The sequence below is a fragment of the Agromyces sp. GXS1127 genome, from assembly GCF_050565425.1.
GTDB lineage: Bacteria > Actinomycetota > Actinomycetes > Actinomycetales > Microbacteriaceae > Agromyces.
In genome coordinates, this window is the sequence record NZ_JBOCIG010000007.1 from 173,241 (window position 1) to 186,134 (window position 12,894).

Below are 12,894 nucleotides of genomic sequence, written 5' to 3' on the forward strand. Positions count from 1 at the left end.
CATCCGGCGCGTGCTCGGCTTGGCCTGGATCCTCCCGGCCGTCGTCGTGCTCGCCGTGTTCGTCTACCTGCCGCTCGTGCAGAACCTCGGCTTCTCGACGCTCGAGTGGGACATCTACAGCGGCAACCAGGAGTTCATCGGCGCCGAGAACTACCAGCGGCTGGTCGCAGATCCGATCTTCTGGTCGTCGCTGTGGAACAACCTGCTCTACGCCGTCGTGTCGCTCGTCTTCCAGGTGTTCGGGGCGATCGTGCTCGCCGCGGTGATCGAAAGCATCCGCCACGACCGCTGGCGGCGCGGCCTGCGCGCGATCTACTTCGTGCCATCCGCCATCTCGCTGACCGTCGCGGGCCTGCTGTTCTACTTCATCTACGAGCCGAACCTCGGCCTGCTCAACCACGCGCTCGACGCCGTGAGTCTCGGGGCCTGGGCGCAGCCGTGGCTCGGACAGGAGTCGACCGCCATGATGGCGGTCATCGTGATGAGCCAGTGGCAGGGCTTCGGTTACTCGACGCTGCTGTTCGCCGTCGCGATCCAGCGCATCCCGTCGGAGCTCTACGAGGCCGCGGCGATCGACGGCATTGGCCCGATCCGGCGGTTCTTCGCCGTCACCCTGCCGCTCGTGCGCGAGATGACGGGCCTCATGATCATCGTCACGATCTCGGGCGCGTTCCAGGTGTTCAACGAGGTCATGGTCATGACCTCCGGCGGACCCAACAACTCGACCCAGGTGCTCGGCACCTGGCTCTACCGCAACGGCTTCGTGCGCAACGACTTCGGCTACGCCGCCGCGATCGCGACGGTCATCTTCGTGATCACGCTCGCGATCGCGCTCGCACAGCTCTGGATCAACCGTCGCAGAAGGGTGGAATGGTGACCCGACTCAGCTTCGCCGGCACCATCGGCCGCGTGTTCACGTGGGCGTTCCTCCTCTGCCTCGTGGTGGTGGTCGTCTACCCGCTCACGTGGATGGTGCTCAACGGCTTCAAGACCAATGCCGAGCTATTCGGCAACCCGTTCGCCCTGCCGCTCCAGTGGGGCTGGGACAACTACGCCGACGCGTGGAACCGCGGCGTGAGCAACTACCTCACGACGAGCATCCTCGTCACGATCACGTCGACGATCGCCACCGTGTTCATCAGCGCGTGGGCGGCCTACGGCCTGACACGCGTCGAGATCCCCTGGTCGCGCACGTGGTCCACCGTCATCCTCGGCGGCCTCATGCTCGCCCCGACGGTGGCGCTCGTGCCGCTCGTCAAGATGTTCCAGGCCATGGGCCTCTACAACACGTTCTGGGCGCTGCTCATCCTCTACACCGCCTTCCGGATCCCGTTCACGACGTTCCTCATCCGTGCGTACATGATCGACCTGCCGCGCGAGGTCGACGAGGCGGCCGAGGTCGACGGCGCGAGCCGATGGACGTCGTTCTGCCGCATCATCCTGCCCATGTGCCGGCCGATCATCATCTCGGTCGTCATCCTGCACATCCTCTTCGCGTGGAACGAGTACCTTTTCGCGATGGTGTTCACGAGCGGCACCGACATGCAGACGCTGCCCGTGGGGCTCACGAGTCTCATGAGCAAGCACGGCACCGACTACCCCGTCGTCTTCGCCGGGATGGTGATCGCCGCACTGCCGGTCGTCGTGCTCTTCTTCGCGTGCCAGCGGTACTTCGTGAAAGGCCTCGCCGACGGGATCGGGAAGTGAGCCCCATCCGTCTCGAGCAGTTCACGGGCTCGAACTTCTCGTACCAGCATCTGCCGTTCGAGCGGTTCCTCGACGACATGGTCGAGCTCGGCCGCGAGCGCGTGGAGCTCTGGGGCATCGCGCCGCAACTGCACGTGCCGCAGCTCTCGAACGAGGAGGCGCGCGGCGCGCGCCGCCGCATCGACGAGCGCGGGCTCGCCGTGCACTGCCTCACCCCCGAGCAGGTGATCTACCCGGTCAACGTGGCGTCGCCATCGCCGTGGCTTCGGGCGTCGAGCATCGGCATGTTCCGGCGGGCGGCCGAGCTGTGCGTCGAGTTCGGGGCCCCGCTGCTGTTCCTGACGCCGGGCCGCGGGTTCGAAGACGAGCCGACGGATGCCGCGTGGCGACGCTCGGTCGATGCGATCGGCGAGATCGCAGCCTACGCGGGCCGACTCGGCGTCGCTTGCGTGCTCGAGCCGCTGCAGCGCATCGAATCGAATCTCGTCAACGACGCCTCGACGCTCGCGCGGATGCTCGACGAGATCGGCGCACCGAACCTCGGTGCAGCGCTCGACACCGTGGCGATGGCGACCGCCGGCGACACCGTCGACGGGTACTTCGACCGGCTCGGCGACCGCATCAGGCACGTGCACCTCATCGACGGCCGGCCGAACGGTCACCTGGCCTGGGGCGACGGCGAGCTGCCGCTCGGTGGGTACCTCGAGGCGCTCGGCCGACGCGGGTACGACGGATGTCTCACCTTCGAGCTGTTCGGCGACGGGTCCTATGCGTTCGATCCCCGCCCGGCGCTCGAACGGTGCTTCGCGGCGGTCGAACGCGAGCTCGCCGCCGCGGCGACCGCCTGATCCATCCCTCTCACCACCCTCACTTCCGCACAAGACCGAAAGGACCACCATGCTCAACTTCGACGAGGCACGCTTCCTCGACATCCAAGCCGGCGCCGTCGCGCTCGCCGACCGCATCGACGCGTTCATCGGCGAACGCCTCGCGGCCGGGGCGACGAATCTCTTCTTCGTCGGATCGGGCGGCGCAGGCATCCTCATGCAGCCCGCCGCACGCCTGCTCCAGACGCGCTCGACCTTGCCGACCTTCCTCGAGATGCCGGCCGAGCTCGTCGAGGCCGGGTCGGTGCACCTCGGCCCGGGATCGATCGTCATCATCCCCTCGCTGTCGGGGACCACGCTGGAGAGCATTCGTGTACTGGACTACGCGAAGGATCGCGGCGCGACCGTGCTCACGCTGACCGGCCACGCAGCTACCGCACTCGCCGAGGGCGCCGACGTGAACCTCACGACGTTCGCCGCGGATGACACCTCGAGCGAGACCTTCTCGATCCAGTCGCTGCTCATCGCCCTGTCGGTCATGCGGGCTCGAGGCGAGTTCTCGACCTACGACCAGGTGCTCGCCCAACTCCGGACCCTTCCCGACGCGCTGCTCGGCGTGAAGCGCGGGTTCGAGGAGCGGGCGGCGGAACTCGCACGCATCATCGCGGCATCCGGGTACCACATCATCACCGGTGCGGGCGCGAGCTGGCCGGAGGCGTTCTATTACGGCATGTGCATCCTCGAGGAGATGCAGTGGATCCGAACGCGGCCCGTGCACGCGTCCGACTTCTTCCACGGCACGCTCGAACTGCTCGAGCCGGGCGTGAGCGTCATCGCGCTCAAGGGCGAGGATGCTGGGCGATCGCTGGTCGAGCGCGTCGAGGCGTTCGTGCCGCGCATCACCGATACGCTCCAGGTCATCGACACCGCGGACTTCGAGCTGCTTGGCTTCACGCCCGAGGCGCGCGCGCTGCTCGCCCCGGCACTGCTCGCGACCGCACTCGAGCGGGTGAGCGCGCACCTGGAGGTGCTGCGCGATCACCCGCTCACCACGCGGCGCTACTACCGGCAGCTGCAGTACTGACGGATCGCGGGAAGGAGCGGACGTGAGCAGGCGCCCGACGGCGACGAACGCATACCGTGTGCCGGTCGTCGCCGCCGTCGGCGACAACACGATCGATCGATACGTCGGAGCAGAGAGCGTCAGGTTCGCCGGGGGCAATGCACTCAACGTCGCCGCTCAACTCGCTTCCCATGGACGCCCGGCCGCATACTTCGGTGCGGTCGGCGACGACGCGGGTGCTCGCACCATCACGCGCGGCCTGAACCGTGCGGGCGTGGATCCGGTAGGGCTGGTGACGCTGACCGGTAGGACCGCAGTGACCACGATCCGCGTCGAAGCCGGCGAGCGAACCTTTGAAAGCGAAGAGTTCGGCGTCACCGCGGAGTACTACCCGACCAACACACATCTTGAACGGCTGGCCGAAGCGAGATGGGTGCATATCGGGATGCTGCCGCGGGCCGACGAGCTCCGAGCCGAGATGAGATGGCGTCGCATCTCCCGCGGGTACGGCCCCGTCGTGAGCCAGGATTGTGCAGTGGCATCGGGTTTCGGTGACCTGGATGTCGCGATGGGCTCGGTCGGCGAGCACGGCGATGCCCGGGAGTGGGCTCTTCGCGCACTCGACGGAGGCGCACGGACGGCGGTCGTCACGCGGGGCGCTGCAGGATCTCTCGCAACTGATGGTCGGGAGTGGATCGAGCAGCGTACCCTCCCGACCGATCTGGTCGACACGACGGGCGCTGGCGATGCGTTCGTTGCAGGGTACGTCGACGCTCAGCTCGACGGATTCGATCGCCGCGTCGCGCTCGGCAGGGGTGCCCGCTGGGCGGCGGGAGCGTGCCGTCATCGGGGCGGATGGCCCGGCGCAGCCGGCGGGCACAGACAGTCTGAGCCGTCCCGTCTTTCTCAGGAGCCGCCGCCGAGATCGGGACGTTTCTCAGGAGGACGCGCTGCGGATTCCGCCGATACGCCGATTTCCTCCTGAGAACGGTATGAACCCGGTGAGCGGATGGCGCGACGCACGCCCCGCCGGCCGCCGGCCGCCGCGGATTCCGGCAACACGCCGATCTCCTCCTGAGAACGGCAACGGCGGGCCTGCCCCACGAGGAGCAGGCCCGCCAGCGGCCGGCGACCGCGGCTACGCCGGCGCGACGGGCGCCCAGGCGCCGGTCGGCACCGCCACCGCGTCGGACCCCACCTCGCCGCCGAAGCGGTCGAGGCGGAACGAGGCCAGCACAGGCGACGGAGCACCCGTGAGGATCTCCTCGGCGAGCAGCTCGCCGAGCGCGAGCCCGAGGGTCGCACCCGAGTGCGTGAACAGCGTCGACAGGCCCGCGATCGAGGGCACGGCGCCGACGACCGGCTCGCCGTCGCCGGGGATCGGCTTGAGCCCGGCACCGACGCGCTGCGCGGTGAGCACCGGGTTGCCGGCGAGCACGCGAGACGCCTCATCGAGCAGCCCCTGCACGGTCTCATCGGGAACCGTGATCGACCCGTCATCACCGACGACGATCGACTTCTCGGCCCAGTCGGCGTCGAGCACGAGCCGCCCGTCCGGCGTCGGCCGCACGGCCACGCGGGGGGTGTTCAGCACGGTTCGCACTTCGACGTCGACCGGGTCGGTGAAGAGCACGAACGCCGCGGGCGTGGCATCCGGCACCGTGACGCCGAGCGCAGCGAGGTGTGCGGGCACGTCGCCGCCGGTCGCGAGCACGACGTGGTCGGCGGCCACGCGGCTGCCGTCGCCGAGGATCGCGCCGACGGCGACGCCATCCTCGACGTCGACGCGCACGTCGCCCGCCTGCTCGACGACCCGGGCGCCGTCCGCGACCGCTTCGGCGACGAGCGCGGCGACGAGGTCGGGCAGGTTCACCCAACCCTCGCCGGCGTTGTAGATCGCGCCCTCGTCCGCGACCGCCGAGGCGTCGACATCCGGTGCGATCTCGGTGACCTCGTCGGGCGAGACCCACACGGCGTCGTACCCGGCGGCCCGCTCGTACGCGAACGTCTGCCGGAAGCTCTCGTCCACGCCGGCCCACTTGAGGGCGCCGTCGAAGCGCAGGTACGAGCTCGATTCGGGGTGACGCACCGCCCAGGTGCGATAGCGGTCCAGGGCGATCAGTCGCAGGTAGTGATAGTCGCGCGAGCGGTCGCCCGACGAGTTCAGCCACGCGATCGAGCGGCCGGACGCCCCGTCGGCGAGCGCGCCCGACGTGACGAGGGTCACGTCGGCACCGCCGCGGGCGAGGTGCGCCGCGGTCGAGGCGCCGAGGATGCCGGCGCCGATGACGACGACGTGCTTCGATCCGAGTTCGGACATGGTTCAGGTCTTCCTTCTGGTTCGGTGTTGCGTGGTGCGGGTGCGCGTCAGACGGCGACGGATGCCGCGGCGTGCGCCTGCTCGATGAGCTCGAGCACCGCGACCGCATCGGCCGGGTCGACGGGGACGACGCCGTCGCCGCGCAGCGCGGCGGCGAGCTGCCGGTAGAACGCGCCGTAGTCGCCGCGGACGGTCGGCACCGGGCGGCTGTCGCCGTCGGTGCCGAGCACGCCCCACCGCGATTCGGGCGTCTCGCCGAAGCCGGGGTCGCCGGGTCGGGCGCCGGCGATGAGCGCGGGCTCCTGCCCGTCGAGCCCCCAGCTCGTGTACCCGGCCGTTGAGCCCAGCACGTGGAATCGCGGGCCGGAACGCGGTGCGACGGCGTTCATCCAGAGCTGGGAGCGCACGCCGGACTCGTGCCGGAGCGCGAGGAACACGTCGTCGTCGGCCGCGGCGCCCGGGCGTCGACGCTCGATCTCGGCGGACAGGTCCGCGACGGGCCCGAAGAGCTGCACGGCCTGGTCGATGAGGTGCGTTCCGAGGTCGTAGAGGATGCCGCCGCCGTCGGCGACCGTCGCCTCCGTCTTCCACGAGCTCGGCGGCTCGGGCTTCCACCACTCGAAGCGCGACTCGAACCGCCGCACCTCGCCGAGTTCGCCGTCGGCGACCAGTCGACGCACGGTGCGGAAGTCGCCGTCCCAGCGCCGGTTCTGGAAGACGGTGAGCGTCCGACCGAGCCGTGCGGCGGTCGCGATGAGCGCGCGTCCCTCGTCCGCGGTCACGGCGAACGGCTTGTCCACGACGACGTCCAGCCCGGCGTCGAGCGCGGCCTCGGCGAGCGCGGCGTGCGTGCCGCTCGGCGAACCGATGACGACGAGGTCGAGGCGGTCGGCCATCGTCCACAGTTCGTCGACCGCGGCGACGGTCGAGGCCGACGGATGCCGCGCCTCGGCCGCGGCGCGACGGGCCGGGTCGCGCGTGACGATGACGTCGAGCGAGTACGCGGGGTCGGCGTCGAGGAACGGCGCGTGGAACACTCGGCCCGACACCCCGAAGCCGATGACGGCGGTGCGGATCGGCGCGGACGCGACATCCGTCATCACAGCACCTCCGAGAGGAAGCGGCGCAGGCGGGGGCTCTCCGGGTCGTCGAAGAGCTGCTCGGGAGCGCCGTGCTCGACGACGCGGCCTTCGTCCATGAAGACGACCTGGTCGGCGACCTTTCGGGCGAAGCCCATCTCGTGGGTGACGACGAGCATCGTCATGCCGCGCTGCGCGAGCTGGGCCATGAGGTTCAGCACGCCCTTGACGAGCTCGGGGTCGAGCGCGCTCGTGGCCTCGTCGAAGAGCATGACCTCGGGTTCCATCGCGAGGGCGCGGGCGATCGCGACGCGCTGCTGCTGGCCTCCGGAAAGGTCGCGCGGTCGGTGGTCGGCGCGCTCGGCGAGGCCCACCTCGGCGAGCCGCTCGTGCGCGATGCGGTTCGCCTCGGCCTTCGACATGCCCTTGACGTTGCGCAGCGCGAGGGCGACGTTCTCGAGCGCGGTGTGGTCGGGGAACAGGTTGAAGTGCTGGAACACCAGTCCGATTCGGCGGCGCACGGCGTCGGGCTTCTGGTCGAGGATGCTGCGTCCGGCGAGCAGCACGTCGCCGCGGCTGGGTTCGTGCAGCCGGTTCACGCCGCGCAGCAGCGTCGACTTGCCTGAGCCCGACGGGCCGATGATGCAGGTCGTGGTGCCGGGGGCGACCTCGATGCTCACGTCGCGGAGCACCTCGATCTCGCCGTAGGCCATGCTGAGGCCGCGCAGTTCGAGGCTCGAGCCGGAGTAGAGGTGGCCGTCGGTGATCGGCAGCGGAGACGTGTACGTCATGAGTTCTCTCCGTAGGTCAGGGCGGGGCTGGGGGTCTGCTCCTCGACCTCGTCGAGGCCGCTCCTCGGCGGGGTCGCCTTCCGACGTCCGGTGCGGAACCGCTCGTCGAAGTAGTTCACGAGGTGCGTGAGCGGGACGGTGATGACGAGGTAGAACAGGCCGGCGAGCACGAGCGGGGAGAGGTTGCCGGTCAGCACCGCGGCGTCCTGGCCGACCCGGAACAGCTCGCGCTCGGAGACGAGCAGGCCGAGGAAGTAGACCAGGCTCGAGTCCTTCACGATCGCGATGAACTGGTTCACGAGGGCGGGCAGCACCCGGCGCACGCCCTGCGGGACGACGACCAGGCGCATCGCGCTGCCGTAGCTCATGCCGAGCGCACGGCACGCCTCGAGCTGGCCGCGGTCGACGCTCTGGATGCCGGCGCGGAAGATCTCGCCGATGTACGCGCTCGCGATAAGGCTGAGGGCGAGGATGCCGAGGGGGTACGGCGAAGGCCCGAAGACCTGCTGGCTGAGCCGGGCGAAGCCCTGGCCGATGAGCAGGATGGTCAGGATCGCGGGCAGGCCGCGGAAGATGTCGGTGTAGACGCGGGCGGGGATGCGCAGCCAGCGCGAGCGCGAGATGCCCATGATCGCGACGACCATGCCGAGCACGACGCCGATCACGGTCGCGGCGATCGAGATCACGAGGGTGTTGACCAGGCCGGTGCCGAGCATCTGGGGGAACACCTGCCACATCGCCTCGAAGTCGAGGAAGGTCGCGACGAGGTTGTCGAGCCAGTCCATGAGGTCCTCCGGTGGGGTTGGGGATGGTCCGGTGCGGGCCGCGGATGCTGTGATGCGACCCGCACCGGGCTGGGCGTGGGTTACTCGCCCTGCTCGTCGGACGGCAGGTACTGGTCGGGCATCGGCGACCCCGGGAACCACTTCTCGTAGAGCTCCTTCCAGGTGCCGTCCTCCATGGCGGCGTGCATGGCCTCGTTGAGGGCGTCCTGGAACTCGGTGTTGCCCTTCGCGATCGCGAAGCCGGCGGGCGCGTCGAACGACGGGATGTCGATCGCGTTCACGAGCCCGTACTGGTCGGCGTACTCCTTCGCCGCCTCGTAGTCGAGGAAGTGCGCGTCGATCGAGCCGCTGTTCACGGCCGAGATCGCGGCGTTGTTGTCCGGGAAGCGCACGAGTTCGGTCTCGGTGAAGTTCTTCACCGCGTACGCCTCCTGCAGGGTGCCCTGCACGACGCCCAGTCGCTTGCCGGCGAGGTCGGCCTCGTCCTCGATGCCCGCGTCGGGGCTCGCCATCACCGTGAGGTAGCCGGCGAGGTAGCCGTCGGAGAAGTCGACCGTCTCCTTGCGCTCGTCGGTGATGCCGATGGCCGCGACGCCCACGTCGAACTGGCCGTTGGCGACGGCGGGGAGGATGGCCGAGAAGTCCTGGCCGGTGAACACGACGTCGTCGATGCCGATGCGGCCAGCGACATCCGTGAAGAACTCGACGTCGAAGCCGGTGAACTCGCCGTTCTCATCGGTGAAGGTGTACGGCTTGGCGTCGCCGAGGCTCGCCACGCGGACCTGGCCGGGGGTGATCAGGCCGTAGGGGTTGTCGGCCGCCTCGTCGGAGGAGGTTCCGGACGCGCCGCTGGCGCAGGCGGAGAGGGCGAGTGCGGCGGCCGCGGCGGTGACGGCGACGGCGGTGCGCCGGAAGGTGGTGCGCTTGGTCACGATCTTGCTTCCTGTTCGTGTCGGAGGAATGTGCGGTTCGGTTCGGGGTGGTGCGGGTGGTGCGGGTGCTGCGAGGTGGTCGCCGGGCAGGGACGCCCGGCTGGACGCCGATCCGGAGCCGATCACTCCGGGTCTTGTTGAGACCGGTCTCAGTCCCGTAGATTGAGACCGGTCTCAACGCGTTTCCGGAACACTAACCGGCCGCCGAGACATCCGTCAACAACTTTTTCTGAGGAGGGCTCGCATGCCGGCAGATCATGCGAACGGGCGCCGCGAGGTGACCGTGAGCGATGTCGCGGCCGCGGCGAAGGTGTCGAAGGCCACCGCGGCGCGCGTGCTCGGCGGATACGGGGCCGCGAGCGAGGGCGTGCGCGATCGCGTGCACGCGGCCGCTGAGGAGCTCGGCTACCGGCCCAACGCCCTCGCCAAGACGATGAACACGGGCCGCTCGAACTCGATCGGCATCATCGTCGGCGACATCGAGAACCCGTTCTTCGCGCAGGCCACGCGAGGGGCGGCGGATGTCGCCAAGGCGGCCGGGTACGACCTGATCCTGCTGAACTCCGATGAACACCCCGACGCCGAGGAGAACGCGATCTCGGTGCTGCTCGCCAAGCGCGTCGACGGGATCCTCGTCGCCCCCGCCTCGACGACACGGCCGGACAGCCTGCGGGCGGCCGTCGACAGCGGCCGGCCCATGGTCCTCTTCGACCGCGTCGCCGCCGGGCTCGACGTCGACACGGTCGTCGCGGACAATCTCACCGGGGCGCGGCGGCTCACGGAGCTCCTGCTCGCGGCCGGCCACCGGCGGATCGCGCTCGTGTCGACGATCGTCCACGACGGCGAGTACCGCATCGGCGATCGCCTCGGCTCGAGCTCGGTCGACGACCGCGTCTCGGGTTTCGTCGGGGCTCTCGTCGCTGCAGGGATCGAGGATCCCGCTCGTTTCGTGCACCTCAACGCCCGTCGCGACGGCGTCGACGCCATCGTTCGGGGACTGGCCGCCGACGGCATCACCGCGATCGTGGCGTCCGACAGCCTCATCGCGCAGGCCGCGTTCCGGACGCTGCGCGACGTCGGCGTGCCGATTCCGGCGAGCATGTCGCTCGTCGCCTTCGACGACGCCGACTGGACGAGCCTCTCGGCGCCCGCGATCACCGTCATGGCCCAGCCGATCCACGAGATCGGCGCCGAGGCGGCGCGGCTGCTCCTCCGGCGCATCGCGGGCGACGGCGCGCCGCGCGAGAACGTGGTGCTGGCGCAACGACTCATCGAACGGGAGTCGATCGCGCCGCCCGCGTCCTGACCTTCTTCAGGACCCGCGGCCAGATCCGTGTCGTTCTCAGGAAGACACACCGGGGCGAGCGTCGACACGCCGAAATCTTCCTGAGAAGAGCGGGAGTCGCGAGTGGATGGCGCGGCGCGCGGCGCACGTACGATCGATGCATGACCGATCCCGCACGCGACTTCGACGACGACCGCGAGCGTCGCGACGGCCCCACCGGCGAGCCGCCGGCGCCATGGTTCGGCGACCAGTACGACGTCGGCGGACTCGGCATGGGCCGGCTGTTCGCGTGGAGCGCGGTGCTGCTCGGCGTGGGCGCTCTCGGCATCGCGCTGTTCGCGCCGCTCGAGGGCGATGCGCTCCGCACGGTCTGGATCGCCGGGTTCGGCGCCGCGGCGATCTGGGTCGCCGGCATGGCACCGTCCCGGTACCGCCGGGCCGGAGTGCGCGTAACTCGGGCGGTTCCGCTCGCGATGGTGCTCGGCGGGCTGGCGATCCTCGTCGCGGTCTACGCCTTCGTGGTGATCGCCGCGGCGAGCGCGGGCGTCGAGCTGCCCGCGCCAGACCACTGGCTCCTCACGTCGCAACCCGCGGCGCCGGGCGTGCCCACCTGAGCCGCGGCCGCACAACGCCCGTGAGCCGCGGCATCCGCCTGCCCGTCAGGCCGTCGGCAGCGGCGCGTTGTACCCGTCGATGACGTCCTGCCCGCGCGACACGACGCCGAACAGCTCCCACTGCGGCTCGCCGATGGTGCCGCCGACGATACAGTTGCTCGCGCCCGAGTCGACGAGGTCGGCGGGGCGGTTCCCGTCGTCGACCTCGATGTAGACGAACCAGAGCCCGTCGTCGCGCAGGAGCACCGTCGCGTCGGTGAACGGCGCGTAGTCGAGCAGCGCGAAGTCGCCCGGGTAGTAAGCGTAGGTCTGCGCGCGGCACAGCGCGTACGCGTCGATCGCCTCGAGCGGGCGGTCCGCGTCGGCCGCGAGCGGCTCGTCGGAAGCCGGAGGCATCTCGCTCGCGGTCGGCGCGGGGGTCGGCGACGGCGTCGTCGCGGACGGCGGCTCGGACGTCGCCGGCGCCACGGGGCCGCCCGGCGTGCAGCCTGCGAGTGCGGCGACGAGCACGACGGAGACGACGATCGACGGGGCGATTCCGAGGCCCCTGCGGCGGCGGTTCGGGTCCATTCGGCGAGCGTACCCGGCACGCCCACGGCCCGGCACAGGGCTCACCCTGAGCCGGTTCGCATTGCCGCGCACGCCCGACGGGCGTAGAAACGGCTCCATGACCGGTGCCGATGTCTGGCAGGACGGCGAACCGTACGAACGGTACGTCGGGCGATGGAGCCGGCTCGTCGCCGCGCGATTCGTCGACGTGCTCGACGCGGAACTCGGCATCCGCTGGCTCGACGTCGGCTGCGGCACCGGGGCACTCACGAGCGCGGTCATCGAGCGGTGGGCGCCCGCCGCCATCATCGGCGTCGACCCCTCCGACGGGTTCCTCGCGGCGGCGCGAGCCGATCCCGGCATCGCCCGGCACCCCGAGGCGCGCTTCGTCGTCGGCGACACCGAGCACCTCCCGGTGCCCGGCGGGTCGGTCGATGCGGTCGTCTCGGGACTCGTGCTGAACTTCGTGCCGGATGCCGCGGCCGCCGTCGCGGAGTTCACGCGGGTCGCCACGCCCGGCGGCCTCGTCGCCGCCTACGTCTGGGACTACGCCGACGGGATGCAGCTGCTCCGGACGTTCTGGGACGCCGCGGTCGCCATCGACCCGGACGCCGCCGAGCTCGACGAGGCACGTCGATTCCCCCTCTGCCGGCCCGAGCCGCTGCGGCAGCTTTGGTCGGGCGCGCCGGGCATCGACGTCGACTCCGTCCGCGTGAAGTCGATCGAGATCGGCATGGTCTTCACCGACTTCGATGACCTGTGGAATCCGTTCCTCGGTGGGCAGGGTCCGGCGCCCACCTACCTGCAATCGATGACGGATGCCTCGCGGGCCGTGCTTCGCGACCGGATGCGCGAGGACACGTCGCGGGGGTGCCGTCCCGACGGCTCGATCATGCTGCGTGCACGCGCCTGGGTCGTCGTGGGCCACCGCGCCTGAGCGCG

The 12,894-nt window shown here is 70.3% G+C and carries 14 protein-coding genes; 8 read left to right on the plus strand and 6 right to left on the minus strand.

The features are described from left to right. Positions 1-10: 10 nt before the first annotated feature. The 5 genes from ACQ393_RS13975 to ACQ393_RS13995 are packed head-to-tail and all read left to right on the plus strand — an operon-like array spanning position 11 to position 4,582. Positions 11-877: a carbohydrate ABC transporter permease gene (locus tag ACQ393_RS13975; RefSeq protein WP_430647468.1), complete on the plus strand. Its 867-nt coding sequence runs from the start codon at positions 11-13 to the stop codon at positions 875-877. Continuing rightward, positions 871-1,707: a carbohydrate ABC transporter permease gene (locus ACQ393_RS13980; protein WP_430647469.1), complete on the plus strand. Its 837-nt coding sequence runs from the start codon at positions 871-873 to the stop codon at positions 1,705-1,707. The genes ACQ393_RS13975 and ACQ393_RS13980 overlap by 7 nt, the downstream gene beginning before the upstream one ends. Continuing rightward, on the plus strand, positions 1,704-2,555 hold the full coding sequence (locus ACQ393_RS13985; protein ID WP_430647470.1) for a sugar phosphate isomerase/epimerase family protein: 852 nt from the start codon (positions 1,704-1,706) through the stop codon (positions 2,553-2,555). The genes ACQ393_RS13980 and ACQ393_RS13985 overlap by 4 nt, the downstream gene beginning before the upstream one ends. Before the next feature lie 49 nt (positions 2,556-2,604). Continuing rightward, positions 2,605-3,618: an SIS domain-containing protein gene (locus ACQ393_RS13990; protein WP_430647471.1), complete on the plus strand. Its 1,014-nt coding sequence runs from the start codon at positions 2,605-2,607 to the stop codon at positions 3,616-3,618. A 22-nt stretch (positions 3,619-3,640) separates the two neighbouring features. Beyond that, positions 3,641-4,582: a PfkB family carbohydrate kinase gene (locus tag ACQ393_RS13995; protein WP_430647472.1), complete on the plus strand. Its 942-nt coding sequence runs from the start codon at positions 3,641-3,643 to the stop codon at positions 4,580-4,582. Between the two features lie 153 nt (positions 4,583-4,735). Here the strand turns inward: ACQ393_RS13995 and ACQ393_RS14000 are convergent, their stop codons facing one another. From ACQ393_RS14000 to ACQ393_RS14020, 5 genes are all read right to left on the minus strand, one after another. Further along, entirely contained in the window at positions 4,736-5,917 is a 1,182-nt protein-coding gene (locus ACQ393_RS14000) for an NAD(P)/FAD-dependent oxidoreductase (protein WP_430647473.1), read from the minus strand. A gap of 47 nt (positions 5,918-5,964) precedes the next feature. After that, entirely contained in the window at positions 5,965-7,017 is a 1,053-nt protein-coding gene (locus ACQ393_RS14005) for a Gfo/Idh/MocA family protein (protein WP_430647474.1), read from the minus strand. Further along, on the minus strand, positions 7,017-7,787 hold the full coding sequence (locus ACQ393_RS14010; RefSeq protein ID WP_430647475.1) for an amino acid ABC transporter ATP-binding protein: 771 nt from the start codon (positions 7,785-7,787) through the stop codon (positions 7,017-7,019). The genes ACQ393_RS14005 and ACQ393_RS14010 overlap by 1 nt, the downstream gene beginning before the upstream one ends. Continuing rightward, on the minus strand, positions 7,784-8,572 hold the full coding sequence (locus tag ACQ393_RS14015) for an amino acid ABC transporter permease (RefSeq protein ID WP_430647476.1): 789 nt from the start codon (positions 8,570-8,572) through the stop codon (positions 7,784-7,786). The genes ACQ393_RS14010 and ACQ393_RS14015 overlap by 4 nt, the downstream gene beginning before the upstream one ends. Positions 8,573-8,652: 80 nt before the next feature. After that, positions 8,653-9,504, minus strand: a complete 852-nt coding sequence (locus ACQ393_RS14020; RefSeq protein WP_430647477.1) for an ABC transporter substrate-binding protein — start codon at positions 9,502-9,504, stop codon at positions 8,653-8,655. A gap of 244 nt (positions 9,505-9,748) precedes the next feature. On the opposite strand from ACQ393_RS14020, the gene ACQ393_RS14025 reads away from it, so the two are divergent. Both ACQ393_RS14025 and ACQ393_RS14030 read left to right on the plus strand, forming a co-directional pair. Next, positions 9,749-10,810 carry a LacI family DNA-binding transcriptional regulator gene (locus ACQ393_RS14025; protein ID WP_430647478.1) on the plus strand — a complete coding sequence of 354 codons (1,062 nt, stop codon included), beginning with the start codon at positions 9,749-9,751 and terminating at the stop codon, positions 10,808-10,810. Between the two features lie 140 nt (positions 10,811-10,950). Continuing rightward, entirely contained in the window at positions 10,951-11,403 is a 453-nt protein-coding gene (locus ACQ393_RS14030; protein ID WP_430647479.1) for a hypothetical protein, read from the plus strand. Positions 11,404-11,448: 45 nt separating this feature from the next. Here ACQ393_RS14030 and ACQ393_RS14035 read toward each other — a convergent pair whose 3' ends face one another. Further along, a complete protein-coding gene (locus ACQ393_RS14035; protein WP_430647480.1) occupies positions 11,449-11,973 on the minus strand; it encodes a hypothetical protein in 525 nt (174 codons plus the stop codon). A gap of 97 nt (positions 11,974-12,070) precedes the next feature. Here ACQ393_RS14035 and ACQ393_RS14040 point away from each other — a divergent pair, with 97 nt between their 5' ends. Further along, positions 12,071-12,889 carry a class I SAM-dependent methyltransferase gene (locus tag ACQ393_RS14040; protein ID WP_430647481.1) on the plus strand — a complete coding sequence of 273 codons (819 nt, stop codon included), beginning with the start codon at positions 12,071-12,073 and terminating at the stop codon, positions 12,887-12,889. Positions 12,890-12,894 lie beyond the last annotated feature (5 nt).